At 34.7% G+C, this 25,681-nt stretch carries 23 protein-coding genes; 16 read left to right on the forward strand and 7 right to left on the reverse strand.

Features of this window, described 5'->3' with window-relative positions:
• The first annotated feature begins 73 nt into the window (after window positions 1-73).
• From C568_RS0113995 to C568_RS0114010, 4 genes are all read left to right on the forward strand, one after another.
• Window positions 74-886 carry an ABC transporter permease gene (locus C568_RS0113995; protein ID WP_006093459.1) on the forward strand — a complete coding sequence of 271 codons (813 nt, stop codon included), beginning with the start codon at window positions 74-76 and terminating at the stop codon, window positions 884-886.
• A complete protein-coding gene (locus tag C568_RS0114000) occupies window positions 883-1,578 on the forward strand; it encodes an ABC transporter ATP-binding protein (protein WP_018781892.1) in 696 nt (231 codons plus the stop codon). The genes C568_RS0113995 and C568_RS0114000 overlap by 4 nt, the downstream gene beginning before the upstream one ends.
• Window positions 1,579-1,745: 167 nt before the next feature.
• Window positions 1,746-2,690 (forward strand): alpha/beta hydrolase family protein, encoded by a 945-nt coding sequence (locus C568_RS0114005; protein WP_006093461.1) that lies wholly within the window; start codon window positions 1,746-1,748, stop codon window positions 2,688-2,690.
• On the forward strand, window positions 2,663-3,493 hold the full coding sequence (locus tag C568_RS0114010) for an ankyrin repeat domain-containing protein (protein WP_018781893.1): 831 nt from the start codon (window positions 2,663-2,665) through the stop codon (window positions 3,491-3,493). The genes C568_RS0114005 and C568_RS0114010 overlap by 28 nt, the downstream gene beginning before the upstream one ends.
• A gap of 48 nt (window positions 3,494-3,541) precedes the next feature.
• Here C568_RS0114010 and C568_RS0114015 read toward each other — a convergent pair whose 3' ends face one another.
• Genes C568_RS0114015 through C568_RS0114040 form a run of 6 tightly spaced genes read right to left on the reverse strand, consistent with a single transcriptional unit; the run spans window position 3,542 to window position 9,987 of the window.
• Window positions 3,542-4,687, reverse strand: coding sequence for a hypothetical protein (locus C568_RS0114015; protein ID WP_018781894.1), 1,146 nt, complete (start codon window positions 4,685-4,687; stop codon window positions 3,542-3,544).
• On the reverse strand, window positions 4,684-6,021 hold the full coding sequence (locus C568_RS0114020; RefSeq protein WP_018781895.1) for a F390 synthetase-related protein: 1,338 nt from the start codon (window positions 6,019-6,021) through the stop codon (window positions 4,684-4,686). The genes C568_RS0114015 and C568_RS0114020 overlap by 4 nt, the downstream gene beginning before the upstream one ends.
• Window positions 6,014-6,865, reverse strand: a complete 852-nt coding sequence (locus tag C568_RS0114025; protein WP_018781896.1) for an MBL fold metallo-hydrolase — start codon at window positions 6,863-6,865, stop codon at window positions 6,014-6,016. Before C568_RS0114025 ends, C568_RS0114020 begins: the two co-directional genes overlap by 8 nt.
• Complete coding sequence (locus C568_RS0114030) at window positions 6,862-7,848, reverse strand: NAD-dependent epimerase/dehydratase family protein (protein WP_018781897.1); 987 nt, start codon at window positions 7,846-7,848, stop codon at window positions 6,862-6,864. The genes C568_RS0114025 and C568_RS0114030 overlap by 4 nt, the downstream gene beginning before the upstream one ends.
• Entirely contained in the window at window positions 7,845-9,008 is a 1,164-nt protein-coding gene (locus tag C568_RS0114035) for an ATP-grasp domain-containing protein (protein ID WP_018781898.1), read from the reverse strand. The genes C568_RS0114030 and C568_RS0114035 overlap by 4 nt, the downstream gene beginning before the upstream one ends.
• Window positions 8,998-9,987 carry a beta-ketoacyl-ACP synthase III gene (locus C568_RS0114040; RefSeq protein WP_006093467.1) on the reverse strand — a complete coding sequence of 330 codons (990 nt, stop codon included), beginning with the start codon at window positions 9,985-9,987 and terminating at the stop codon, window positions 8,998-9,000. Before C568_RS0114040 ends, C568_RS0114035 begins: the two co-directional genes overlap by 11 nt.
• Window positions 9,988-10,626: 639 nt before the next feature.
• Here C568_RS0114040 and C568_RS0114045 point away from each other — a divergent pair.
• The 12 genes from C568_RS0114045 to C568_RS0114105 all read left to right on the forward strand — a co-directional run bounded on the left by C568_RS0114045 (window position 10,627) and on the right by C568_RS0114105 (window position 24,716).
• Window positions 10,627-11,724 (forward strand): ABC transporter ATP-binding protein, encoded by a 1,098-nt coding sequence (locus tag C568_RS0114045; protein WP_006093468.1) that lies wholly within the window; start codon window positions 10,627-10,629, stop codon window positions 11,722-11,724.
• Window positions 11,724-12,656, forward strand: coding sequence for a carbohydrate ABC transporter permease (locus C568_RS0114050; protein WP_018781899.1), 933 nt, complete (start codon window positions 11,724-11,726; stop codon window positions 12,654-12,656). Before C568_RS0114045 ends, C568_RS0114050 begins: the two co-directional genes overlap by 1 nt.
• Window positions 12,653-13,474 (forward strand): carbohydrate ABC transporter permease, encoded by an 822-nt coding sequence (locus C568_RS0114055; protein ID WP_018781900.1) that lies wholly within the window; start codon window positions 12,653-12,655, stop codon window positions 13,472-13,474. Before C568_RS0114050 ends, C568_RS0114055 begins: the two co-directional genes overlap by 4 nt.
• Window positions 13,475-13,501: 27 nt before the next feature.
• On the forward strand, window positions 13,502-14,878 hold the full coding sequence (locus C568_RS0114060) for an ABC transporter substrate-binding protein (RefSeq protein WP_018781901.1): 1,377 nt from the start codon (window positions 13,502-13,504) through the stop codon (window positions 14,876-14,878).
• Window positions 14,879-15,401: 523 nt separating this feature from the next.
• Complete coding sequence (locus C568_RS0114065; RefSeq protein WP_003194987.1) at window positions 15,402-16,073, forward strand: response regulator transcription factor; 672 nt, start codon at window positions 15,402-15,404, stop codon at window positions 16,071-16,073.
• The gene (locus C568_RS0114070) at window positions 16,070-17,332 is read left to right on the forward strand and encodes a sensor histidine kinase (protein ID WP_018781902.1); all 1,263 of its coding nucleotides are present in this window, start codon (window positions 16,070-16,072) and stop codon (window positions 17,330-17,332) included. The genes C568_RS0114065 and C568_RS0114070 overlap by 4 nt, the downstream gene beginning before the upstream one ends.
• A gap of 315 nt (window positions 17,333-17,647) precedes the next feature.
• Window positions 17,648-18,433: a hypothetical protein gene (locus C568_RS0114075; protein WP_051091458.1), complete on the forward strand. Its 786-nt coding sequence runs from the start codon at window positions 17,648-17,650 to the stop codon at window positions 18,431-18,433.
• Between the two features lie 21 nt (window positions 18,434-18,454).
• A complete protein-coding gene (locus tag C568_RS0114080) occupies window positions 18,455-19,276 on the forward strand; it encodes a C39 family peptidase (protein WP_081623629.1) in 822 nt (273 codons plus the stop codon).
• Window positions 19,277-19,661: 385 nt separating this feature from the next.
• On the forward strand, window positions 19,662-21,269 hold the full coding sequence (locus C568_RS0114090; RefSeq protein WP_003194978.1) for a sensor histidine kinase: 1,608 nt from the start codon (window positions 19,662-19,664) through the stop codon (window positions 21,267-21,269).
• Complete coding sequence (locus C568_RS0114095) at window positions 21,266-21,973, forward strand: response regulator (RefSeq protein WP_018765595.1); 708 nt, start codon at window positions 21,266-21,268, stop codon at window positions 21,971-21,973. The genes C568_RS0114090 and C568_RS0114095 overlap by 4 nt, the downstream gene beginning before the upstream one ends.
• 122 nt (window positions 21,974-22,095) lie before the next feature.
• On the forward strand, window positions 22,096-23,442 hold the full coding sequence (locus C568_RS0114100) for a 2-hydroxycarboxylate transporter family protein (protein WP_018781906.1): 1,347 nt from the start codon (window positions 22,096-22,098) through the stop codon (window positions 23,440-23,442).
• A 68-nt stretch (window positions 23,443-23,510) separates the two neighbouring features.
• Window positions 23,511-24,716 (forward strand): NAD(P)-dependent malic enzyme, encoded by a 1,206-nt coding sequence (locus C568_RS0114105; protein WP_018781907.1) that lies wholly within the window; start codon window positions 23,511-23,513, stop codon window positions 24,714-24,716.
• A gap of 325 nt (window positions 24,717-25,041) precedes the next feature.
• On the opposite strand, the gene C568_RS0114115 is transcribed toward C568_RS0114105, so the two are convergent.
• Window positions 25,042-25,581: a DUF4871 domain-containing protein gene (locus C568_RS0114115; protein WP_018781908.1), complete on the reverse strand. Its 540-nt coding sequence runs from the start codon at window positions 25,579-25,581 to the stop codon at window positions 25,042-25,044.
• Window positions 25,582-25,681: the final 100 nt, after the last annotated feature.

Raw genomic sequence — 25,681 nt, forward strand, 5'->3', positions numbered from 1 at the left:
CTTTATAGCCTACAAATAGCTGGATAAAAGACAACCTTAGGCGGTTGTCTTTTTCTATAAAAAGGGTGATGATATGTGGAATATATGCTATTCAGAGTGGCGTAGAACAGTAAGAGAAAAGTCTTCGTATACATTTTTATTACTTTGGATTGTAATACTTTCTTTATTATTTTTGATGGAACGGAATGTACCATCCTTAGCGGGATATACGAACACAATGGGAACGATTTTAAACTTAATTTTATACATTATCCCTTTATTTATGTTAATCGCAGGATCATTTTCAATTGCAAATGAGATGGAAAATGGACAGTGGCGGCTTCTGTGTACATATCCTTTAACTACATCCTCATATGTAATAGGAAAGATTGCTGGTCAATTTATAGCGCAAATTATTCTTTTTACACTTAGCTTTGGAAGTAGTGTAATGATTGGATTATTAAGTGGAAGTATGTTTAAAAGTAGCTGGATACTAGCAATTTACTTATTTTCTATTATTCTTATATTCTTTTTTATAGTTTTAGGTATAACAATTGGTGCATTTTCTCTGACAAGGTGGCAAGCGTTAGCAATTTCAATTGCAGTTTGGTTTTTACTCATTATGATGTGGCCTACGGCAGTAATTAGTATTCTTAATCTTGTTCCATATACGATGATAGCGTCGCTTATAAAAGTTTTTGTGTTTTGTAATCCGGCTGAACTGCTAAGAATCATATTTGTTATTCAATTAGGGGGAGGGGCAGTATTTGGACAATCCTATGATCAGCTTGTGATGTTTTTTCAGAGTGGGGCAGTAGTTATAGTTCTTTTTATGTATAGTGCGATCTATACAGTAATCTTCTTATTATTAGCTGTTTGGCGACTAGAAAGGAGAAGAAACCAATGACGGTATTGCAAATTGATGGAATTTGTAAGCAGTATAAAAAGAAAACGGCATTATTTCCTACTTCGCTACACGGTAGAGATGGAGAATGTATTGTACTATGCGGTGGAAACGGAGCGGGGAAAAGTACGATCCTTAATATATTAGCAGGAATCTCTTCACCTACATCTGGAACAGTAAGGTTACAGGACATAGAATTGCGTAAAAATAGAAGGCGATATGTAGCTGAAATTGGTTATATGCCAGATGATTTTCATGCGCAACAATCTATGACTGTACAAGAGTTTCTATCATTCTATGCAGCTTTTCGGAAGGTAGGAAAAGAGAGAGTTCAGGAAGTAATTGCATTACTTGGATTAGAAGAGAAGCAAAGCGAGTGTTTACACAGACTATCAAAAGGAATGAGACAAAGGCTTTTATTTGGACAAGCGTGGCTCGCCAAGCCTAAATTACTACTATTAGATGAACCAACAAATGGTTTAGATCCATATTGGGTAAATGAATTTGTTACATTATTAAAAGATATAAAGAGAAGTGGTACAATCATTGTTTTTTCTACACATATGATGGATGTAGCAGCAGATATTGGAGATGTGATTCTCTTTATGGAAGATGGAAAGATTACACAAGAAATAAGAGACGATGGAAATACGGAAAACTTGATATTACAATTATTGCAGCTTCATCGTAAGTAACAGAATAGATTTTTTCATATAATCCAAACAGCTGTTGAATCATTTTCAACAGCTGTTTGGATTATATACCTGTTCTTACTTTTGATAATATAGGCATAGAATATAGTAGGAAAGAAGAGCGATTGCAACGATTATCATTCCTGAAAAAGAATGAGAGGCGAATAGAAATGGGGAAAGAACTGTCTGTGACAATTGAAAGTACTTTTACACTTCAAGGAACATTAACAATTCCTACATATTATTCAGAAACATATCCAGTTATTATGTTGATTGGTGGTACTGGGAAGGGAAATCGTGATGGAAATACAAGTCGTTTACAGTTAAACTTATATAAAGAATTAGCTGATTATTTTACCTCTTTAGGATTTGCAGTGCTTCGTTATGATAAACGTGGTACTCATAAAAGTAAGGGGAATTACTATAAAGCAGGGATAACAGATTTTATTGATGATGCTGCTTTATGGATTAGATTTTTAAAGGATCATCCGCAAATAGATCCGAAACGTGTTATTATTGCGGGGCATAGTGAGGGAGCTTTGCTTGCACCAGCTGTCTACGTAAGAGAATCAGTTGCGGGATTAATATTACTTGCTGGTGCAGCAGAACCATCTAAATTGTTGCTCGAGAGACAAGTAGATAAAGTTGCTAACGAGTTAGAAATAGCGTCAGGATTCAGAGGGTGTTTATCTAAAATGTTGAAAATTCCGCAGCATATAAGAAAGCAAAATGAAGTACTGATGAAAAAGGTGCAACATTCAACAAAAGCTGTTATATGGATCAAAGGTACAAAAGTGAATGCAAAATGGCTAAGAGAACAGTTACAATATAATGTAGTTACATATTTAGAGCAAGTATCATGTCCTGTTTTAGCAATTACGGGAGACAGTGATATACAAGTGCCACCTGAGCATGCTAAACTGATTGCTTCATATGTTAATGGTGAAGCAGAGTGGCATATCATTCCGAACATGAACCATATTTTAAGAAATTATGAACATAAGCATACAATGATTCGATTAATGAAGGAATATGAGGGGCTTATGGATAAATCTATTGAAGAAGAGTTGTTACATGTGATGAAGGGATGGTTAAAAAAACATTATCTTTCATAGGAGCTGTAGTTGTGAGGAAACAAAATTTTTTATTATTTATGTTGTTAGGGCTTTTCATTATGATAGTAGCTTGTGAGAAGCAAGAAGAGGTTGAATCTAAACCGGTTCAAGTGAAAAATGAAAAAAAACAAGAGAAGACGCATAAAGAGGAAGAAGAGAACAAAGAGAAAAAGAATATGAATTTAATGGATAAGCAATTATTACTTTCTGCAACATTAGGCGATACAGAAACAGTTATGAAATTAATAAAAGATGGAGCTAACATAAATGTATCAGGGGATAAAGGAGAAACACCTGTAATGGCAGCGACGTATCATAATCATGTTGAGACAGTGAAAGCATTGATCGATGCAGGTGCAGACATTGAATTGCCAGATGAAAATAAAGAAAATCCATTCCTTTATGCGAGCAAAGAGGGCTATGTTAATATTGTGAAACTAACAATTGATGCAGGAACAAATATTAGAGAAACAAATCGTCATGGTGGAACAGCACTCATTCCAGCGGCTGAAAGAGGACATGTGGAAGTTGTAAAAGAGCTAGTAGGTCGCACAGATATCGATGTGAATTATAGAAATGACCGTGGTTGGACGGCATTACTAGAAGCAATTGTTCTTGGTAATGGTAGTGAAAATCATAAACAAATTGTTCAGTTACTCATTGATCATGGGGCAGATGTAAATATGGCAGATCGAGACGGCGTTACTCCACTAGAGCATGCGGAAAATCGAGGTTTTAAAGAAATCGCAAATATGCTAAGAGTAGCAGGAGCAAATGAAATTATCAAACAATCTACAGAATAATGTAAGGTATAGAAAAAGAGATAAGAGGGAATCTTATCTCTTTTTTATTTAAAAGCGATGTTTTTTTGCCATCGGTTCTATACATGTATTTAATATCCAACTTAAGATTCTCCAGACTTTTTGTTGTTTATGTGGCAAATGGTCATTATATATATAGCTGTATTCAATCTGCTGTTTTGCACCACGATTTCGTTTGAACTCTCCAGCCCCAGCGCTACAATGACAAATTAAATTTTTTTCGATAGAATCCATTGTAATAAGGAGGGAAAGAATGCGATATAAGCCTTGTTGCTGATCAGAGTTTGTATCATATCCAAGTATAGGAGTTGTCATAACTCCATCTCTAATAAAGTAAGCAATGACACCATCAATTATCCCCTCTTTTTTTATAACTTTTATCTCAAATAAATGATGCTGAAGTGCATTCCATAAATAAGCTGGTGTAAACATTGGATTATGATCGGAATATTTCTCGATATATAGTTGATTGTATAACTCGGAAATCTGTAAAATATCCTCTTTTGTTAACTCCTCATTCGTAATTATTTCATAATTACTTTTCTTTAATAAACTTTTATCATTTAATAAGTCTTTTCGTGCTTTTCGGTTCATTTTTTTATAGTCTTTTGGATTAAATAAATATACAGAACGAGACATAATTTTATTGTAACCTACAGTAGACAATGCTTGTGTAATTGTAGGGTATAATTCGCTATTTAAAGAACGGAATAAAATTGTATGCTCTGGAAATTTCTCAACAAGTAAATTCGTAATCTGTTCGATTTGTTGTTTATTGATAGAATGGTAAAGGTTTGTTGATAGCATCCAATTATTTACTATAATTACTTTATTAATATTCGTTCGTCGTAGCCAGCTTCCGATAAGATGAATCGGATAGGTTAGTAACTTCTCTAACCACGGTTTTTTTAATTCCCATAACTCTTCTAGCGCATAGGATATGTAATGTGTATAAGGAGAACATACATATGAATTTTCAAACTCCTCATGATTAACAGTAACTGGTAATACAAGATCGTCAATTTCTAATAGAAAAAGTTGAGTATTAACATTTTCAATAAATGCTGTAATGCCATTTTGTAAGAGTGGTAGGAAGCTGTCTCTTACATATGCTCCATCTCGTTTTGTGGTCCAGTCGATGCTGTGTAGAGAATGAATATCATGTAGCTTAATCATATATTCCCACCATGCTTTATAAGGTTTTCTATTCTTTTTAGTTTTTTATCATATAACTGAATATCATAATGTGAAAAGAAAAAGTGTGGTGCAACACATTTTTTAGTGGCCCATAGTGTATGTAGCTCCTGTATTACGATAGATTTACATGATTTGAAATGTTCAGGTGGTACTTTAAGTTTAATCTCAATTTTGTCTGTGCTATGCTGAATCACTTTAAATTCTTGAATTTCATTAGATGCAAACATAATTGCTCTTCGAATGAAATCAGGAAAAATAGATATCTCACTCTTATCCAATTCACTTATCCCAATAAATATATCATCACATCGACCATCAATTCGTTCTAATGCTAAGAAGGGAGAGCCGCAGGCGCATGTTGTTTTTTTCTCAATTAATATGTCATTGAGACGGTAGCGGATTATAGGCTGTGTTTTCCTCATGAAATCAGTAATAATAGGAACGAATATCCCTCTTTCCTGATCTAGGTATTCTTTTTCAATATGAACAAGGTCTTCATTGATATGTAATGTACCATGTTTACATGTTGTAGCAAGAAAGCCTTCTGTACATTGGTAAATTTGGTGTACTGTTTGTTGAAAAATTGTACTGATAAACTCTCTATCAATATCTTCAAGTACTTCTGCTACAGAGATAATTTTTTTTGGACAAATCATAATAAGTCCTTCTTGTTGCCAATGAGCGATTTTTCGCAACATAGAAGGAGGTGCAATTAAAATAGATGGATTTACTTCATTTAGTCGAGCGATATGTTGCTGAAACGAATCTAGTAAATCAAAAAAATGAAATGAGATTCGCTTATTTTTTGTCGCTTCATATAAATTGCTGTTCGCTCGTAGGAAAAAAGCGATAGTGTGTTTATGTAGAATGCTAGAAGGGAGTACTTTACCGATAATAGAACCAGCCCACATCGTTTGTTCTTCCTCAGAAACGAGAAAAACTCCGCGATTTCCACTAGTGCCTGATGATAGCCCAACAGTTATATTACGAATAGTCGGAGAAAAATTCCGGGTCTTTTCAGCCTCAAATGCTACATGAAAGGCTTCTTTCTTTGAAATAGAAACTGTATTTAATGTATCAAAATTTTCCATCATTACCTCTTTATTAATGATAGGGAGTGCAGCCAAGTTCCCTTTTTCGATTTCTTTTGAAAAAGGTGTATATAACTGGCGATAGAAAGGGGACATCTCTACAGTGAACAAAAGTTGTTTTTTTATTTGTTGTTTATGAAATTGTTCCAATTGTTCGCGAGTTGAAAATCGTAAGCGATATTTTGTTTTCAAATATTGCTGGAGAATTCGTAATTTATTCATAGTACACCCCTGCTTTAATTTGATTCCATGTGCGTTCGCAATGAGTTGGAAGAATTTCAATTTCAGGTGATATTTGCGATAAATGATGTAATTTTTCAATGTTGAGACGATAAGATTTTGCATCCCCAGTTAAAAGATTGGCGATCTTACTTGGAAATACAAGGTTTTCATACGTTTTACTTAGCCACACTGCATCTGCACAAAGAAAAACAATTTTATTACTATGTAAATGGACGAATACACCAAATTGTCCAATTGCATGTCCCGTTAAATCAACAGCGAGCAATGAACCATCACCAAACACGTCATAAGCCTCTTCAAATTTTCCATATGTAGGAGGTAAGCTTGATGATGGGATTTGATCAATGAATGTCAGCCGTTGTTCTAAATCAATTGGTAATGTGTCTTTTAAGCAGCCTTTTAATAGAGCACCAAATTTACTTCTCTTTTTTATATCTTCATAAGCTTTCGCGAAGGTTAGTATTTTTGCTTTCGGAAAGTCAGGTAGCCCTGCTGTATGGTCACCGTGAAAGTGAGAAAGAATAATATATTTAATTTCTTCTGGCTGGATGCCATCAAGAAGTAGTTGCTGTTTAATAGATTGCTCCTCTGTAAAATGAACAGGGGTAAGTTTAGCGTATACAGAGTAAGGAAATTTTCTTGTTGCTTCTTTAAAGTGCTGAGCATATCCGGTATCAAACAAGATATAACCTAAGCTTGGATGTTGAAGTAACCCCACTGTAGCTGGAAATCGAATTTGCCTCCAACTCCCCTTGGAATATGCAACTTTTTCAGGGTGTGTACAATATCCTGTATCGTATAGCTTTAAGGATTTGATTTTCATTGTGTTTTCCACCATTCTACAAATTTTGTGATTCCTTCTGCTATGCTGATATTCGGAGCATAGCCTAGTTCTTTTTGAGCTTTATCAATGCTTAAAGTCTGACTTTTTGAAAGTACACTAACTGTATATTTTGTGAGAATAGGTTCTTTTCCAAGTAAAATGGTTTTTGAAATACCTTCTAGTATAGCGGCAATTGTAAAAGCGGCTTTGTAGGAAATCTTTTTATATTGAACCTCTTTACCAAGGCGTTTCATCACATTCTCAATTACTTCATATAAATTTACACGTTCACCATTTGTTATATTATATTTTTGACCTAATGTATGTTTAGGTGAATGCATACAAAGAAGTAAGGCATCTACAACATTATCGATATAGGTAATATCGACGAGTACATCTTCTGTACCGATTCTTGGTAGAGCGCCTTTTTCACATACTTTAATAAGGCGCGGGAGAATGGCGTTATCTCCTGGACCAAATAAAGCACGTGGGCGTATCGTGATAACAGGTAAACCATGATTGAATGCTTGATCAATAGATTGCTCAGCTAAGTACTTTGTTTTCGCATAATGGTTTACAAATGTATCAGGAAGTTTCGCATTTTCTACTACATCTTGTCGTTCATCATAATAGAAATAAATACTCGGTGTTGATACATGGATGAGGCGTTTTATACCAGATTTTTGACTTCCTTCGATAATATGCTTTGTTCCTAATACATTCGCATTGTAAAAATCTTTATATTTGCCCCAAGGAGAAGAAAGGGCACCGCTATGAAAGATATAGTCTTTATCTTTACAGACTTGTAGAACACTATGCCTGTCTTCAAGAGGGCAATAGACAAACTCAATTCCATTTCGCTCTAATAATTTTCCGATTGTCTTATTTCTCCCGGTTGCTGTTACTTCATAACCCATACTCGCTAATCGAAAAGCAAGTTTTTGTCCCAGAAAACCAGTTCCTCCAGTTACTAGCGTTTTCATAAATTTTCACCGTCCCATGATATGTCATATGTTGTTTGCTCCAAAATAGTCCGTCCATGTTTATAGCTTTCATTCCATAATTTATACATGCTATAAAACTGATAAAAAAATGTTTTTTTATCAGAGCGACTATAAATAATATCTGGATAGGAACATAGGACTTTCCACCATCGTTTACGTGTTTGTTTGCTTTTTAAGTAAGGAGTTCCGTATAAAAGTATTGCTAATCGAATTGCACATTGGGAGTTGTGCTTAGGAATGCGCATATTGTTCACCTTTTTAGCAAAAAAAGCGGATACTACTTCTTCGTCGAATAAATGTAATCCACTTGTGGTACGTGGATTACATTCAATCGGAATAGCGTCTCCATCTTCTGTAATGATAAAATCAAAGGCGATTTGCCCAGAGAAATTTAGCTCCTTTACGATATGTTCAACAAATTGGTCAATTTTTGGATGGTTAATATGCTCGAAAGCAATAGTAGCACCTAAACCCGCCGTGAATTCCGTTTTGTAAACAGAGTGAGCTAATACCTTCCCAGATTGTACAATACTGTAGGAGCAATGCTGCGTTCCTTTTATAAACTCTTGAATGATATAATTTTGCTTGTCCATCGTGATGCCTTTTTCAATATCTTCTTTTGTAATAAACGTTACTTTGTCAGAAAAACGAGAGAAAATAGGTTTTAACACAAAAGGAGTGGCGGGTGATGTTTGCTGAATCATTTCCTGTATGATCTGTTCGTTATTTGTTCTATATGTTGCAGGAACTTGCCAACCTAATTTCGTTACTAACTGAATAAATTCCCACTTATTATGAAGTAATGCAAGTTTCTGAAATTCGTCTACAAATATATGACAAAATCGGCTTAATTTCTCTTTATGTCTGGATATATAAAATATTTCTTCACAAGTAGGAATAAGTAAATCTACATCATGACTTTGAATAATTAATTGTAGTGCAGAGATACATTCATCTGTTTTCCATTTTGGAGAAGGAATTTCATAAAAATAATCAGTGCTCGTTGAAACTTTGCTTAATGGATAAGGAATACTATCTGCAATAATGACGGTATGTCCGTTTTTCTTAAGCAGCCTGCATAAATGCAATGCTGCTGGTGCGCGTGCGCCAGTAATTAATACTGTTTTCTTAGTACTCAAGGAGAATGCCTCCGATAGAAAGCCCAGCAGAAGTACCTAGTAATAATATTTTATCTCCACGTTGCACTTTCTTTTGTTTAATTGCTTCGAAAAGAGCGAACGGAATGGATGCAGAAATCATATTCCCATAGTCTTCAAAAATAGTCATAAAGCGATCCTCATCGACGCCTAGCTTTTTACGAATTAGTTTCATAGCTGGTCCACTTGCTTGGTGTGGAACAATTAAATTGATATCATTTAACGAATAACCTGTATGCATAAGTAGTTTTTCGATAAAATCTAACATATATTTAGAGGACAACTTGAAAATAGCTCTGCCATTCATATCGAATAAGAAATCCTCTTTTCGTTCTTCGCTATATTCTCTAGGATGAATCATCGTTCCCCCGCCGCGAATTTCCGATAGATGTGCGCCAGAGCTATACGTTTCCATATGAGAAGCTATAATGGAAGAAGTGTGATCACTTTGGGTTACAACAACGGCCGCTGCGCCATCGCCGAATAAAATGCTGCTTTCATTTTGTCCCCAATTTAATCCTACAGAAGAAATTTCAGAAGAAATGATAACCACATTTTTGTATCTCCCGCATTCAATTGCGTAAGAAATTGTATCAAGTGCTGTTACGAAACTTAAGCATGTTGAGTTAATATCAAAACATGGAATACCAGAATGCTGTAGCCCAAGTTGTTCTTGAATAAGTGATGCAGTAGAAGGAATTGCCTGCTGGATTGTTCCGCTTCCGCAGATGATACAATCGATATCTTTCCATGTTAAATTCGCATCTGCTACAGCTTTTTTTGCAGCTTCAGCTCCCATATAAGAAGAAGTTTCCTCATCGACAAAGTATCTCGTTTTCACTCCAGCCTTTTTTAAAGTCCAGCCTTCAGAGACTCCTAACATACGATCTATTTCAAAAGAATCTACTTTTCGTTTTGGAACATATACACCAATACCTTTTATTTTAATATACCTTTTCATCCCATATCGCCTCTTAATCTTTTCATAAATTTATAAAATTCTATCATATTATATACTATTATAGAAAAAATATGGAAAAAAGTATTTTTAGGAAATTTAGTATTTTTATAAATTATTTCTATTTAATTTGTGTCGCTGTAAGAAAAGAAATAACTAACTTTATAGTGAGAAATAAATAATTAATGTGGTGAAAATTGTAAAAAAAAACAAAAAAATATTAACATGTGATTAACATCTTGTTAACAAATCATCAAAACTAACTTAATAAATAAGTAATATAGTAAAGGTAACAACGTAACTAGGGTAGAGAACATTTGAGAACACCCGCTTACATATAACAATCTATTTATATTTCTTACATTTACTCTAGTTTATAGGGGTTAAGCGAGAAGAAGGTTGTTCTATGTAGATTGGTGTTTTAAATTTGCCTACATGCATATTAGAAATACGTAAAAAGCTGAGGGAAATCAATATTTCAGGAACCTTTCCTTTATAAAGTAACTAGTAGAGAAGGTGTTTTTTCCTATTATTGCAGGAAGCTTCATTCAAACGTAAGAAGAGGCGGAGATTACAGGTAAAGCAGATTTCAATAAGCCGTTGTGAAGTATGGTTACAAGAACAAAAAAGGAGTGCAAACTGATGATTGAATTAAGAGATGTGTCAAAAGTTTATAAGAATTCAAAGGAAATAGCAGTTGAAAATGTGTCGGTGCAGATTCAAAAAGGTGAATTTTTTGTTCTAGTTGGTCCTTCTGGGTGTGGGAAAAGTACATTATTGCGAATGATTGCAGGTTTAGAAGAAATTACTTCTGGGGCGTTACTTATTAATGAAAATGTTGCAAATGATTTAGAACCGAAAAATCGAAATCTATCAATGGTATTTCAAAATTATGCTTTATATCCACATTTGACGGTAGAAGAAAATATTTTATTTGGATTGAAAATACGGAAAATTCCAAAAGAGGAACGACAAAAACGATTGATAGAAGCAGTAGAAATGGTAGGGCTTACGGAATATACAAAGTCGAAACCAGGTCAATTATCAGGTGGACAAAGACAACGTGTTGCACTGGCGCGAGCAATTGTAAGTCAAGCGCCAATTTGTTTAATGGATGAACCCCTTTCTAACTTGGATGCAAAGTTGCGTGCACAAATGCGCATTGAAATTAGAGAGATCCAGCAGCGACTAGGTATTACGATGATTTATGTGACCCATGATCAAATTGAGGCAATGACAATGGGGGATCGCATTATGGTGTTAAACAAAGGGAGTATACAACAGGTAGGCACACCGCTCGATATATATAACTATCCTGCAAATGAATTTGTTGCAGGCTTTATCGGTTCACCATCCATGAATATTGGTAATGGAATCGTAGGTAAAGGTATGGGGGGATTACATGTTGATGGATTACAAATCCCGTTGTCTTCGGGGCATTTACAACAGTTTTCAGAACAAAAGGTGCGCTTAGGAATTCGTCCAGAACACATCGTATTAGCTGAAGATGGCCAAGAAGTTACACTGCAATCTGTAGAAGTATTAGGAAATGAAACAATTTTAAATTTTATAGTAAATGAAAAAACATGGAGTGCAAAAGTAATCGGACAACTTATTTTGAAAAAAGGTGATAAAGTTACATTGCAATTTCCAGTACAGAAACTATGTTTCTTTCATAACGATACAAATGAAAGGATTCGATTCGTTGCCGAAGAAGAGTTGAAGGCGGTGGCGAAATAATGATTGAGGTAGAAAATTCACCTGTTCAAACAGAAGTTTCAAGAAAAAAGGCATTATGGGGCCGTACGAAAGGTTTGCGCACAGGCTTGTTATTTTTAGCACCTTCCATCATATTATTTACAATTTTTTTGTTTTATCCATTATTTCGTACTATCTATTATAGTTTTTATTTAACAGATGTTCATGGTGAGGCAAATCTTTTCGTAGGACTGGAAAACTATCAATATTTATTGTCTGATCCAACTTTTTATAAAAGCATAAAATCTACTTTACTCTTTGTATTATATACAGTTCCAACTAGTATTTTGTTTGCACTGTTTCTTGCCTTAATTGCAAACGAAAAAATAAAAGGAATAGGCTTGTTTCGAGTTTTATTCTCTTCAACAATGGGAATTTCAGTAGCAGCTAGCGCAGTAATCTGGTTATTTTTATTCCATCCGAGTGTCGGTTTATTCAATAATATACTTGGTTCGATGAATCTTCCTGCAATTGCATGGCTAACAAGTCCAGATTGGGCATTATTTTCTGTATCAGTTACAACAGTTTGGGTAAATACGGGGTTTGCATTTTTAGTTATATTAGGTGGTTTGCAAAATATTGATACGACTCTATACGAGAGTGCATCTATTGATGGTGCTAGCTATTTACATAAACTTCGGCGCGTTACATTACCGATGCTATCTCCTACATTATTTTTTATTATAACAGTTACTTTAATTAGTGCATTTCAAAGCTTTGGACAGATTGATATTTTAACGCACGGTGGACCGAACGATGCAACAAACTTAATTGTGTACTCTATTTATAAAGAAGCTTTTGCGAATCATCAATTTGGTACAGCGAGTGCACAGGCAATGGTATTATTTATTTTCATTTTTCTTGCCACATTACTTCAATTTAAGTTTGCAGAGAGAAAGGTGCATTATAAATGATTACGAATAAGTGGAAACAACATATTCTTTTATACATACTGCTTACCATAAGCGCAGTGATGGTCTTTTTTCCAGTTCTATACGCATTTTTGCTAGGGTTCATGACGCCAGAAGACATTCAAATGAGAAGGGTGTTCCCGACACAATTTACATTCGATAATTTTGTGCATATTTTTCAGAAAGTACCGCTGTTTTCTTATTTATACAATAGTTTTATAGTTTCAACAGCAGTGATGATTGGGCAGCTTGTTGTATCAAGTTTAGCTGCTTATGCATTTGTATTTTTAAATTTTAAAGGACGAAATTTTATTTTCTTTCTGTTTATTTCAACGATGCTTATCCCATGGGAAGCAACGATGGTACCGAACTTTTTAACGGTACAACAATTTGGATGGATTAACACATTTACTGGAATGACGGTTCCGTTCTTTGCAACTGCTTTTGGAATCTTTTTATTACGTCAGCATTTTATGACGCTTCCAAATGAGTTAAAAGAAGCTGCCTTTATCGAGGGGATTGGCCATGTGAAGTTTTTATTCCGTGTTGTCATTCCTTATTGTAAAACAAGTTTTATAACACTAGGTGTATATAGCTTTTTAACAACATGGAATATGTATTTATGGCCTCTTCTAGTTACGAATGATGAGAAAATTAGAACCGTACAAATTGGGGTGAAACAACTTCAATCTCAGGAAGTTGCAACAGATTGGGGCAGTGTGATGGCAGGAGTTACAGTTATTGTGATTCCGACTTTAATTTTATTATTTTTAGGTCAGAAGCAGTTGCAACAAGGTTTAACAAAAGGGGCAATTAAATAAACATACATATGAAAAGGTGGGATTGAGATGAGATTTTGGAAAAAAGGTGCTGTTATTATAATGGCAGCAACGATGGCTTTATCAGGTGCAGCTTGTTCAAGTAGTAAAACAGAGGGGAAATCTGAAGCAAAGGAAAAAGTAGCTCCCGCAGAAAAGAATGGAGATAAAACAGTTATTCGCTTTTGGCATGCAATGGGTGGAAAAACGCAAGGTGTGTTAGATGGAATTGTTGCAGATTATAATAAGTCACAAAATAAATATGAGGTGAAAGCTGAATTTCAAGGTTCCTATGAAGAATCTTTAACGAAGTTTAAAAATATAACAGCTTCAAAAGAATCACCAGCTCTCGTTCAATCTAGCGAAATTACAACGAAATATATGATTGATAGTAAAAAGATTACACCGATTGATAGCTGGATTAAAAAGGATAAATATGATACATCGAAATTAGAAAAAGCGATTACGAATTACTATTCAGTTGATGGGAAGATGTATTCCATGCCATTTAATTCATCTACACCAGTATTAATTTATAATAAAGATGCCTTTACAAAAGCGGGGCTCGATCCGGAAAAAGCACCGAAAACATACGCTGAATTAAAAGAAGCAGCAAAAAAATTAACTGTTAAAGAAGGCGAAAGCGTAAAACAGTACGGTTTTTCAATGTTAAATTACGGATGGTTCTTTGAAGAGCTTTTGGCAACACAAGGTGGGTTATATGTTGATAAAGAAAATGGGCGTAAAGGTGCAGCGGAAAAAGCTGTATTTAACGGAAAAGAAGGACAAAAAGTATTTGGCTTATTAGATGAACTGAATAAAGCTGGTACATTAGGAAAGTATGGGGCGAGTTGGGATGATGTTCGTGCCGCATTCCAATCTGGACAAGTTGCGATGTATTTAGATTCTTCAGCAGGTGTTCGTAATGTGATTGATTCGTCTAAATTTAATGTAGGAGTAGCATATATCCCATATCCAGAAGATGTGAAACAAAACGGAGTTGTTATTGGCGGTGCATCACTATGGATGACGAATATGGTCGCAGAAGAAACACAAAAAGGTGCTTGGGACTTTATGAAATACTTAACAAAAGCAGATGTACAAGCAAAATGGCATACGGAAACAGGTTATTTCTCTATTAACCCAGATGCATATAATGAGCCTTTAGTAAAACAACAATATGAAAAATATCCACAGTTAAAAGTAACGGTAGAACAGTTACAAGCAACAAAACCATCTGTTGCAACACAAGGTGCACTTATTAGTGTATTTCCTGAATCCCGCGATGCAGTTGTAAAAGCGCTAGAAGCAATGTATGATGGGAAAAATAGTAAAGAAGCATTAGATGAAGCAGCAAAAACAACAGATCGGGCAATTAGTATTTCGAACCGTACAAATCAAAAATAAAAGAAAGCCGTATCTGTAAAAAAGATACGGCTTTCTTATCTTTCCTTTGCTTGTTGTCTCATTTCTTACTTTAAGTATAGCGGGTAGCAAGTCTTGTAACTATCGAATTAGGTGACATGAGGATTACAGTGTTGTAAGGGTACAAATTCTCCTTTTTGAAACTCCTTTTGTTAAGGGAAAGTTAAGGAATAGCTTTCATAATAAAGTACATATATAAACGGATGGTAAATGAGCGAGAAAATGATTCATGTTATGACAGGTCTACATAGACAATGATATATAATTATTATAAGTACGTAGGATTTAGAGGAAGCAAGGCAAGGTGAAGTGTTCGGATACAAGACTGGAAATCGTTTGGAAGTAAGGATAAGTATGTTGTGCTGCTCTCTTTTGTTATTATGAAAAATGATAACAGTAAGTATTTATCCCGCTATTCGCGGGCTACTAATAATCAGTGATGGATGAAGAAAATCACCACCGATTAAAGTTTCACTTTATATTTGATGAAAGGTGAGAAAGTGGTATGCGCTTATTAGTTGTAGAAGATAATGCACCTTTATTGGAATCAATTACACAAATTTTATGTGATGAGTTTGAAGTTGATACAGCAATGAATGGAGAAGATGGTTTATTTTTGGCGTTACAAAATATTTATGATGTAATACTTCTTGATGTGATGTTACCGGTGATAGATGGTTTTGAAGTAATTCAAAGAATACGGAATGACAAAATTGAAACACCTGTCTTGTTTTTGACTGCTAAAGATTCTTTGGAAGACCGTGTGAAAGGATTAGATTTTGGAGGGGATGATTATTTAATAAAGCCATTTCAAGCTCCCGAGCTGAAAGCGAGAATTCGAGCTTTATTACGAAGAAGTGGTAATTTAACAACAAAGCAAACCATTAACTACCGTGGAATCGAATTGTTCGGAAAGGACAAGGATATTCAAGTGGATGGAGAAGCAATTAAATTAACATTAAAGCAATATGAACTTTTAGAGTACCTCATTCAAAATAGTGGAAAGATTTTAATGCGTGAACAAATCTTTGATCGCGTTTGGGGATTCGATTCAGATACAACGGTAGCCATTGTTGAAGTGTATGTTCATCATTTACGAAAAAAGTTGGAGCCATTTGGTTATCAAAAAGATATTCAAACCGTTCGTGGGATTGGATATATGTTAAAAGAACAATGAAAAATAAGAGTATGTTTCAAAGAACCCGCATTCAACTTACCGTGTTAAATTCATTAGTGTTTATTATATTAATTGGAGTTCTAGGGAGTATTATCTATGGCTATACATATAATCGTATTTATAGTGGAGTAGATAATTCGCTAGAAATGTTTAAAGCAAAAGAGAAGAAACATTCTAAGTCTAATCCAAAAGGATCCGTTAAGGATATTCGTATTGGAGATCCGAGGATTACTGTACTGTTATGGCATGGAAAAAAAGTAGCCCTAATAGATAAGAATCCTAAATTTGTTGATCCTGTTTTTGAAGAAAATGCTTTAGCGTTTTTCCCAGAACAATTAGAGGGTTTTCAGGATATTGAAATCAAAGGGAAGAGTTTTCGAGCGTTGGCTTTTCAGCATAATACTGAATTTGGACAAATGACAGTTCAATTTGTACGCGATACAACAGCAGAAAGGGATATGTTGCATACGTTACTGCTAATTCTTATAGTTGGATGCAGTATAGGAAGTTTATGTGCAATTGGGATGGGATTTTTCTTAGCTGGAAAAGCTCTTGTACCAATTCGTAATTCTTGGGAAAAGCAACAACAGTTTGTTTCTGATGCATCTCATGAATTAAGAACACCACTAGCGGTCATTCAATCTAAAACGGATGTACTATTTCAGTCTCCTTCCGCCACGATAGAGGAAAAGGCAATTGATATTTCTACAATTTCAAAGGAGTGTAGAAGGTTATCGAAGCTTGTTGCTAATTTATTATTATTAGCTCGTTCGGATTCGAATCAAATTGAAATGTATAAAAAGGAATTTGCATTAGATGAATTATTAACGGAAGTAGTAGATCCTTATACAGAAATTGCTGCGTATCAAGAGAAAAAGATGACATTGGAAATCAAATCTAAAGTATCTTTTATTGGTGATAGAGAACGAATTCATCAAATGGTGGTAATTTTATTAGACAATGCGATGAAATATACTGATGTGGGCGGAACGATTCAAGTAGCATGCATGCAAACCAATAGTTCAATTACGATTCAGGTAAAAGACAATGGAATTGGAATAAAAGAAGAAGAGATTCCAAAGTTATTTGACCGTTTTTATCAAGGAGATAAGGCAAGAACGAAGGCAGAAGGTGCTGGTTTAGGTCTTTCAATTGCCAGCTGGATTGTAGAAAAGCATAATGGGAAAATAAAAGTAGAGAGTAAAATGAATGAAGGTACTTGTTTTGAAGTGATTTTACCTAAAAATCAAAGAATATAAAGAAATTGGAGACGATCTTGTTTTTACAAGGTCGTCTTTTTGTTAAGGGAAAGTTAAGAAATATTTTTAATAATAGAGTTTACACAGAATGAGAAGGACAAAAGAGAGAAAAAGTAATCACTTTGTATTCTTTTTGAGGATAGCTAGATAGTTATGTTCATGGGTAATTTTAATAGGAACCGAATTGAGCATATCTTTTACGATAATGTGGGGAAAATGGAAGAGGAAGCATCAGAAGAAAATCACAGTGTAAGAAATGTAAAGGGGAGATGAAATTTGGAAAAGAAAAAGATAGTGTCATTATTTGTTATTGGAATGTTGAGTTTAAGCGTAATGGGAGGCGCTTCCTCTTCTATGATGTCAAAAGGAGAAACGGACTTTGTTCAGCGCAGTAAAGAACAACTAAATGATGGGAAAATACATGTGGCACATACAGAGGAAAAAGCAAAAAAACTAGGAATTGAAACGGATGGTAAAGAACAAATTACATTAGAAAAAGAGATTCATGAAACTGAAGTTGATCAGGAAGCAAAACAGCTAGGGATTCCTACTGAGGGAAAAGATGTGGGGGCTCTTTCAGAAGAAATCTATGAAACCAAAGTAAAAAAAGAAGCAGCGAATTTAGGAATAATAATAGATAATACATCTATTGTGGATTTAATAAATCAAATTAATACAATCAAGATCAATGATGAAGCAGATAAACTTGGGGTTTCAACCAAAGGAAAAGAAATAGAAGAGATTGCAACCGAGATTTATGGAACGAAAGTAAAGGAAGAAGCGAAACAGCTAGGGATTTCTCAAAAAGGAAAAGGTATAGAAGATTTGGCACAAGAAGTATACGAGGGGAAAATTCAGGCCGAAGCAAAAGAACTTCATATTGATTTATATGGTAAAGATATTTACCAAGTGCTAAGAGAAATAAATGAGCAGAAAGTAATACAAATTGCAGACGAGCTTGGCATAGATAGTACAAATACAAATATTCAACAGTTAACAGAGAAAATAAAAAAGGAACAACCTGAAAAGGGAAAAGAACTTGTCTTTTTACCTATGGTTCAAACAGATGCGGATGCATTTTATTCGTATTTAACGAATTAAAAAGGACGTGAAGATAGAAGAATGAAGCGAAAGTGGAAGGTGTATATATGTTTGATTGTATTAGGGATATTTATCTGTAGTGTATATATGAAACGGAGCGGCATAATGCCTGTTACTAAACGTGTAGAAAATGTAAAGAGAATCGTCTCAAACAAATTTGTTCAAAAGGAAAGCGGTAAGAATCAGCTTGTCACTCCAGTTGCGCAAGCAAAAAAGAAAAAGACGCTGGGGAATGCAGATGAAGAAAAAGTATTATTGCAAAATGTACCTTTTATCCAGCAGTTACCAGAGTTAGATAGAGGCTGCGAAGTAACTAGCTTAGCCATGATGTTACAGTACGCAGGTGTTTCAGTAGGTAAGATGGCGCTGGCAGATGAAATACAGAAAGTTGCCTTTTCAAATGATGGTGTACGCGGTAATCCACATGAAGGGTTTGTAGGGAATATTTATACTTTTTCTGAATCAGGATATGGTGTGTATCATGAACCGCTTTTTCAGTTAGCAAATAAATACTTACCAAATCAAGTTGTTGATTTAACAGGTGAAAATATAAATGAAATTTATAAAACTGTAAAAGAGGGCAAGCCAGTTGTTATGATTACAAATGCAACATATGCTCCTTTGGATGAAAATGAATTTGATACATGGGAAACAGATGCAGGTAATGTCTCTATTACGTACAATGAACATTGTATTCTTCTTGTTGGTTATGATAAGGAGTTAGTTTATATTCATGATCCGCTTAGTGATACTGCAAGTGTAAGTGTTCCACGCGAAAGCTTTGAACAGGCATGGGTACAGATGGGGAGTCAAGCTATTAGTTATGTGCAAAATTCAAAGTGAATGGGACAGAAATGGAGTTAAGAAGAGAAAGTGATGATTATATTTAACAAAAACAAGAGAAATTCAGCATAATTTTTTATACTGAATTTCTCTTGTTTTTGTTTAGTTATACATCGGGAGATAGGAGAGAAAAACAATGATGAATATTTCTCGTTTGCAAAAATCGCTACCATTTCTTATTTTACTATTTGCGAACGGTAATATTCCTCATCTCAAGATTCAGTAAAAACAAAGAAAATAGGTGGGAGATAAAATCCTCGTAAAATCCCGTTTGCTGAGGCATGATTAAAGTTCAGTTGTATTAAAAAACGTTGTATTCATAAAAAAGAATAAGTAAGATAGATTTCGCGTGTAGTAAAGAAGAAATAAGGGAGACAATAAAGGGATGAGAAAAAGAAAAAAATTGTTAAGTTTATGGAAAACGATTACGTTGCTGGTATGTACTGTTATTTTACTTTCTTTACTTGTAACAGATATATTAATTAGTCATAATGTCGAACGTACGACGGAAGAAAGTCAAGCTGAAAAAGCAAAAACAATCGCGCGTATTGTAGCAAATTCACCACTTGTAATTGATGCTTTGGCAGGAAGAAAAGATATATCTGAAATTCAAACGTATACAAATCGGTTGTTAAAAAATACAGATGTTCAATTTATCGTGGTCATGGATATGAATGGCATTCGTAAATCTCACCCAGATCCTCAAAAAATCGGCCATCACTTTGTAGGGGGAGATGAAGGGATAGCCTTAAAAGGAAAAGAACATGTATCAATGGCAGAAGGAACATTGGGAATCTCTATGCGAGTGTTTGTACCTGTTTTTTCTGAAACGAGAGAACAAATGGGGGTTGTTGCTGTCGGAATTTCAGCTGATAATGTGCATGAGAGGATAAAAGAGAGTAGATACATTATTTATATCGGTGTCGGTGTTGGAATCTTAGTTGGAATTATAGGTGCTATTTTATTAGCTAGACATATTAAGAAAATTTTATTTGATCTTGAACCTAGCGAAATCGCAAAAATTTTAGAAGAACGGAATACGATGTTACAATCTGTTAAAGAAGGAATTATTGCTGTCGATAAAGATGCGAGAGTTACTTTAATTAATAACGAAGCGAAACGGTTATTTAAGAAAAGTGGTCTCGAAGAAGATTTTATTGGTAAAGATGTTGAGAAGTATATGCCCAACTCATGTATAAAAGAAGTGTTACAAACTGGGAAAGCACAATTGTATGAGGAACAAAATCTTTATGGAATTACCATTGTTACAAATAGAGTTCCTTTATATGTTAAAGGAGAAATTGTTGGTGCTATTGCAACATTTCGTGATAAAACAGAGATTAGGCAATTAGCAGAACAATTAACGGATATTCAACTTTATGCAGAAGCGCTCAGGGCACAATCTCATGAGTTTATGAATAAGATGCATGTTGTATTAGGGCTTACACATATGAAGCATTATGAACAATTAGAGACCTATATTAGTAACATGGTCTCGGAGCATCAATATGAAATTGGTGGTGTGATGCGAAAAATAAAAAATCCTGTATTTGCAGGATTTATGCTTGGTAAACTTAGTTACGCAAGGGAAAAGAGTATACAACTCATTGTAAGCGAAAATTCTTACTTACCAGAGCCATATGATGAAAGTATTATTCATGAACTCATTACAATTGTAGGAAATTTAATTGATAATGCATTAGATGCGGTGATAAATTGTCAATATAAGCGAGTAGATATTTCTATTCAATATCATGATAAGATGATTATCACAGTTAAAGATACAGGAGTTGGAATCCGGCAAGAAGAAATTGACAAATTATTTGTCAAAGGGTATTCCTCAAAAGGAGAAAATCGAGGATATGGTTTGTATCTTGTAAAGGATAGTTTAAAGCGAATAAATGGGGATATACAGGTAGAGTCTTTGTTAGGGAAGGGAACGACTATAACCATTGAAATACCATACAAAAGTAGGGATGAGATAGGGATATGATCAAAGTTTTGATTGTAGAAGATGATCCAATGGTAGCGATGTTAAATAAGCATTATTTAGAGCAAGTAGGAGGGTTTGAACTTGTTCATATAGCTAATTCTGTGAAAGAAGCAGTAGAGATATTAAAGGAATCGTCTATAGATTTCATATTGCTTGATATTTTTATGCCTGTTGATACAGGATTTGAATTGCTACTGCATATTCGGAATCAAGAAAAAGAAATTGATGTTATCATGATTTCAGCTGTGCATGATATGGGAAGTATTAAAAAAGCACTTCAATATGGGGTTGTTGATTATTTAATTAAACCATTTACATTTGAAAGGTTTAAGGAAGCATTAACCGCATATCGAGAAAAATTTATCTTTATGAAAGAACAGCAAAAAATTAGCCAGTCTGAATTAGATACGTTGATTTTACAAAAAGAAAAAGTAGAAACTTATGTGAATAAAGAGCTGCCGAAAGGGCTAACAAGACAAACATTACAGTTAATTTGGAAGCAAATAGAATCACTTCATGGACAAGCATTTACAACAGATGAAATGGCTCAATTAGTTGGAATTTCAAGGGTGTCTATTCGAAAGTATGTAATGTTCTTAACTGAAATTGGAGTTTTAGAAAATGAAATGGTTTATCAACATGTGGGGAGACCAGTAAGTAAATTACGATGCATCGATGAAAACAAAATACGTTTGTATGTATAAGCGGCTTATATAAGCCGCTTATACTTTTTTTAATTACAAAACTAATTACAAAACTTACAAAAACTATTTTTACTATTGAAAGCGTTTTAATATTGTAGATAAGAATATAAGGAGGTGCCTACATGGGGATTCAAAAAAAAGTGGAAGCGGTATCACCCGTGGAAACAACAGAGGTGGAACAAAAGTCTTTTGTTTCAAAAATTATGAATATTAAAATTGGTGTTATACCTTTACCGTTATATATCGTATTAGCAGCTATTATTTATGGAGCATCTGTATATAACAAATTACCTGCTGATATGATTGGTGGATTTGCAGTCATTATGATCATGGGGATTTTCTTAGGTGATATTGGGATGAGGATTCCGATTTTAAAAAATATTGGTGGACCAGCAATTCTTTCATTATTTATTCCATCTTTACTAGTGTTTTTTAATTGGATGAATCCAGCTTCAATGGAAGCAGCGACGATGCTAATGAAAAAGTCGAACTTTTTATATTTATATATTTCTTGTTTAGTAGTCGGAAGTGTTTTAGGAATGAACCGTAAAGTGTTAGTACAAGGGTTTGTTCGTATGTTTATTCCGTTAGTTGTAGGAACAATTGCATCTATTGCAGTTGGATTATTAGTTGGATCATTATTTGGATTTGAAATGAAGCGAACGTTCTTCTTTATCATTGTACCAATTGTGAGCGGTGGTATCGGAGAAGGTATTTTACCACTTTCCTTAGCTTACAGTGACATTTTAAATCAATCATCAGCAACATTTGTATCTCAGCTTGTGCCAGCAGCGGTTATCGGAAATATGTTTGCGATTGTAAGCGCTGGATACATGAAGCGCTTAGGTGAGAAAAAACCAGAGCTTAGCGGTAATGGTGCATTGGTAAAAACAGGTGATCAAGATGAATTATTAAAAGAACAAAATACAGAAAAACCAATTGACTTCTCATTAATGGGAGCAGGTTTATTAATTGCATGTACGTTCTTTATCTTCGGTGGATTTGCTTCTAAATTTATTGGTATTCCAGGGGCAATTATTATGATCTTTTCAGCAGCACTTGTAAAATACTTTAAATTAATGCCAGCAAAAATGGAGCAAGGTGCATATCACTTATATAAATTTATTTCGACAAGCTTAACGTGGCCATTAATGGTTGGTTTAGGATTGTTATATATCCCATTAAAAGATGTAGCAGCTGTTCTTTCAGTTGGATATGTTGTGGTGTGTGCATCAGTAGTATTAACAATGATAACGACTGGTTTCCTTATTGGGAAAGTCATGAAAATGTACCCAGTTGAATCTGCGATTGTAACAGGATGCCATAGCGGATTAGGCGGAACTGGAGACGTTGCGATTTTATCAGCATCAAATCGTATGGAATTAATGCCATTTGCGCAAATTTCCACGCGTTTGGGCGGTGCTGCAATGGTCGTAACAGCAACAATTTTATTAAAAATGTTTTCGTAAATTATTATCATACAAGCTAGCTATGTAAAAACGTAGCTAGCTTGTCAAATTAGGAGGAGCTTATTTATATGTTAGAAAGTCAAATTAATGAACGTTCATTATTACTTCATAAAGAATTGGTAGGGAAAATTGAAATTACAAGTAAAGTAGAAGTAAATTCAGCAGATGATTTAAGTTTGACATATACACCAGGAGTGGCTGAGTCTTGTAAAGCGATCGCTGCAGATGAAGAAACAGCTTATGACTATACAGCGCGCGGTAATATGGTTGCAGTTGTTTCGGATGGAACAGCAGTACTTGGATTAGGTGATATTGGCCCGAAAGCAGCCATGCCTGTTATGGAAGGAAAAAGTATTTTATTTAAAAAGTTTGCGAATGTAGATGCATTTCCGCTTTGTCTTGGAACGACTGATGTAGATGAAATCGTAACCATTGTTAAAAACTTAGAACCTACATTTGCAGGTATTAATTTAGAAGATATTGCAGCGCCGCGCTGTTTTGAAATTGAAAAGCGCTTAAAAGAAGAAACAAATATTCCGGTGTTTCATGATGACCAACATGGAACAGCAATTGTTGTTTTAGCTGCGGTTATTAATGCGTTAAAAGTTGTAAACAAACAGGTGGATGCAGTGAAAATTGTCATTAATGGTGCTGGTTCGGCAGGGATAGCAATTGCTAAATTACTGTTACAAGCTGGAGCGCAGCATATTACATTAGTAAGTTTAGAAGGAATTGTTTGTGAGGGTGAATCATGGATGAATCCGGCACAAATAGAGATTGCAAAGAAAACAAATCGCGAATATATACGTGGAACATTAAAAGAAGCGATTCATGAAGCAGACATTTTTATCGGTGTATCTGCTCCTAATGTGTTAACAACAGAACTTGTACAGACAATGAGTGAAAAACCAATTGTGTTTGCAATGGCGAATCCAATCCCAGAAATATACCCAGAGGATGCACTAAAGGCTGGTGCTGTTGTAGTTGGAACAGGGCGTTCTGATTATCCAAACCAAGTAAATAACGTGTTGGCATTTCCTGGTATATTCCGTGGGGCATTAGATGTACGTGCAACAGATGTTACAGAGGAAATGAAATTAGCTGCAGCATATGGGATCGCTAACATCATTACTGATGAAGAACGTAATGAAAACTATGTAATTCCGAATCCGCTAGATAAAAGAGTTGTCCCAAGTGTTGCAGCTGCAGTAGCAAAAGCAGCAATTGAATCAGGAGTAGCGCAAATTACAAAAATGCCAAGTTATTTAAAATAATAATAAAAAAGCAGTGCCATCTTCTTAGAAGGGCGCTGCTTTTTTAGTGAGATAAGAGATCAAAACAATAAAGAAATCGTACTCCCGCTTATTGTTTTATATGATTAGTAATAAATATTTCGCTCTGCATTATTTATTCAACTCCATTGCAACTTGCTTTCCATTTACGAAAACCTCTACCACTGCCACTACAACATCCATCACTTTTTTCATCTCTCATCTCTCCTTGTTTGTTGTTGCATTTCTTATTTTTAGTATAAGAGAGAGAGGGAGATACAACTATCGAAGTAGATGACATAAGAATTACATTGTTGTAAGGAAGAAATTAAGCTTTGTCACTCTTTTCTACATGAATAACAATTTGCTCATAATAGTTCTCATCAATATATACATTTAATACCCATAATCCGGGGGAAGACAGTGACATAAGAAGAGGTAGTTCTTTTGTATTTGAATGAATGGGAGTAGGAGTAGTCCAAGTCTGTTCAGAAGCTTCATCTGGAAAGAGTACGGGAGTGGGTGTTGTAGATCCTTGTTTTAGAGCAATAATAGATAGTTTACCAGATGGCATTTGTGGATCGAGGAAGAACCACATCTGTTTATTTTTCTCATTGGCAATGAAAGTACTATCTGCAATTGCAATCTTTCCTTCAATACCTTTTAACGGCATCTTTCCTTCTACAAAGGAAGGGCTTTCTTGCCAGTAAACATCCTTTAAGACACTAAGGTGAAAAAAGGTGGGTGCGTTAGTTTGAGGTTTAGAGATTTCGGTTATTTCTTTTATCGGTTCCTTGGAATTTTGCCCTAGTGAGGTACAGCCAGTGATGATACAGGAGAAAAGTAGCACGGTTCCAATTTTTTTCATCTTGCCACACTCCTATTTTTCATAGTTAGTGTAATTGTATTTGCTAGAAGACAGGACAATTCCTTTTAATTCATAAAAAGAGGTCATAAGTTTAGTATGG

Source organism: Bacillus sp. 95MFCvi2.1 (assembly GCF_000374965.1).
In the GTDB taxonomy this organism is placed as follows: Bacteria; Bacillota; Bacilli; order Bacillales; family Bacillaceae_G; genus Bacillus_A; species Bacillus_A pseudomycoides.

Excerpts from the sequence above, each read along its gene's own strand:
- C568_RS0113995 (WP_006093459.1), top strand. The coding sequence starts at position 74 with ATGTGGAATATATGCTATTCAGAGTGGCGTAGAACAGTAAGAGAAAAG.
- C568_RS0114000 (WP_018781892.1), top strand. The coding sequence starts at position 883 with ATGACGGTATTGCAAATTGATGGAATTTGTAAGCAGTATAAAAAGAAA.
- C568_RS0114005 (WP_006093461.1), top strand. The coding sequence starts at position 1,746 with ATGGGGAAAGAACTGTCTGTGACAATTGAAAGTACTTTTACACTTCAA.
- C568_RS0114010 (WP_018781893.1), top strand. The coding sequence starts at position 2,663 with ATGGTTAAAAAAACATTATCTTTCATAGGAGCTGTAGTTGTGAGGAAA.
- C568_RS0114015 (WP_018781894.1), bottom strand. The coding sequence starts at position 4,687 with ATGATTAAGCTACATGATATTCATTCTCTACACAGCATCGACTGGACC.
- C568_RS0114020 (WP_018781895.1), bottom strand. The coding sequence starts at position 6,021 with ATGAATAAATTACGAATTCTCCAGCAATATTTGAAAACAAAATATCGC.
- C568_RS0114025 (WP_018781896.1), bottom strand. The coding sequence starts at position 6,865 with ATGAAAATCAAATCCTTAAAGCTATACGATACAGGATATTGTACACAC.
- C568_RS0114030 (WP_018781897.1), bottom strand. The coding sequence starts at position 7,848 with ATGAAAACGCTAGTAACTGGAGGAACTGGTTTTCTGGGACAAAAACTT.
- C568_RS0114040 (WP_006093467.1), bottom strand. The coding sequence starts at position 9,987 with ATGAAAAGGTATATTAAAATAAAAGGTATTGGTGTATATGTTCCAAAA.
- C568_RS0114045 (WP_006093468.1), top strand. The coding sequence starts at position 10,627 with ATGATTGAATTAAGAGATGTGTCAAAAGTTTATAAGAATTCAAAGGAA.
- C568_RS0114050 (WP_018781899.1), top strand. The coding sequence starts at position 11,724 with ATGATTGAGGTAGAAAATTCACCTGTTCAAACAGAAGTTTCAAGAAAA.
- C568_RS0114055 (WP_018781900.1), top strand. The coding sequence starts at position 12,653 with ATGATTACGAATAAGTGGAAACAACATATTCTTTTATACATACTGCTT.
- C568_RS0114060 (WP_018781901.1), top strand. The coding sequence starts at position 13,502 with ATGAGATTTTGGAAAAAAGGTGCTGTTATTATAATGGCAGCAACGATG.
- C568_RS0114065 (WP_003194987.1), top strand. The coding sequence starts at position 15,402 with ATGCGCTTATTAGTTGTAGAAGATAATGCACCTTTATTGGAATCAATT.
- C568_RS0114070 (WP_018781902.1), top strand. The coding sequence starts at position 16,070 with ATGAAAAATAAGAGTATGTTTCAAAGAACCCGCATTCAACTTACCGTG.
- C568_RS0114075 (WP_051091458.1), top strand. The coding sequence starts at position 17,648 with ATGTTGAGTTTAAGCGTAATGGGAGGCGCTTCCTCTTCTATGATGTCA.
- C568_RS0114080 (WP_081623629.1), top strand. The coding sequence starts at position 18,455 with ATGAAGCGAAAGTGGAAGGTGTATATATGTTTGATTGTATTAGGGATA.
- C568_RS0114090 (WP_003194978.1), top strand. The coding sequence starts at position 19,662 with ATGAGAAAAAGAAAAAAATTGTTAAGTTTATGGAAAACGATTACGTTG.
- C568_RS0114095 (WP_018765595.1), top strand. The coding sequence starts at position 21,266 with ATGATCAAAGTTTTGATTGTAGAAGATGATCCAATGGTAGCGATGTTA.
- C568_RS0114100 (WP_018781906.1), top strand. The coding sequence starts at position 22,096 with ATGGGGATTCAAAAAAAAGTGGAAGCGGTATCACCCGTGGAAACAACA.
- C568_RS0114105 (WP_018781907.1), top strand. The coding sequence starts at position 23,511 with ATGTTAGAAAGTCAAATTAATGAACGTTCATTATTACTTCATAAAGAA.
- C568_RS0114115 (WP_018781908.1), bottom strand. The coding sequence starts at position 25,581 with ATGAAAAAAATTGGAACCGTGCTACTTTTCTCCTGTATCATCACTGGC.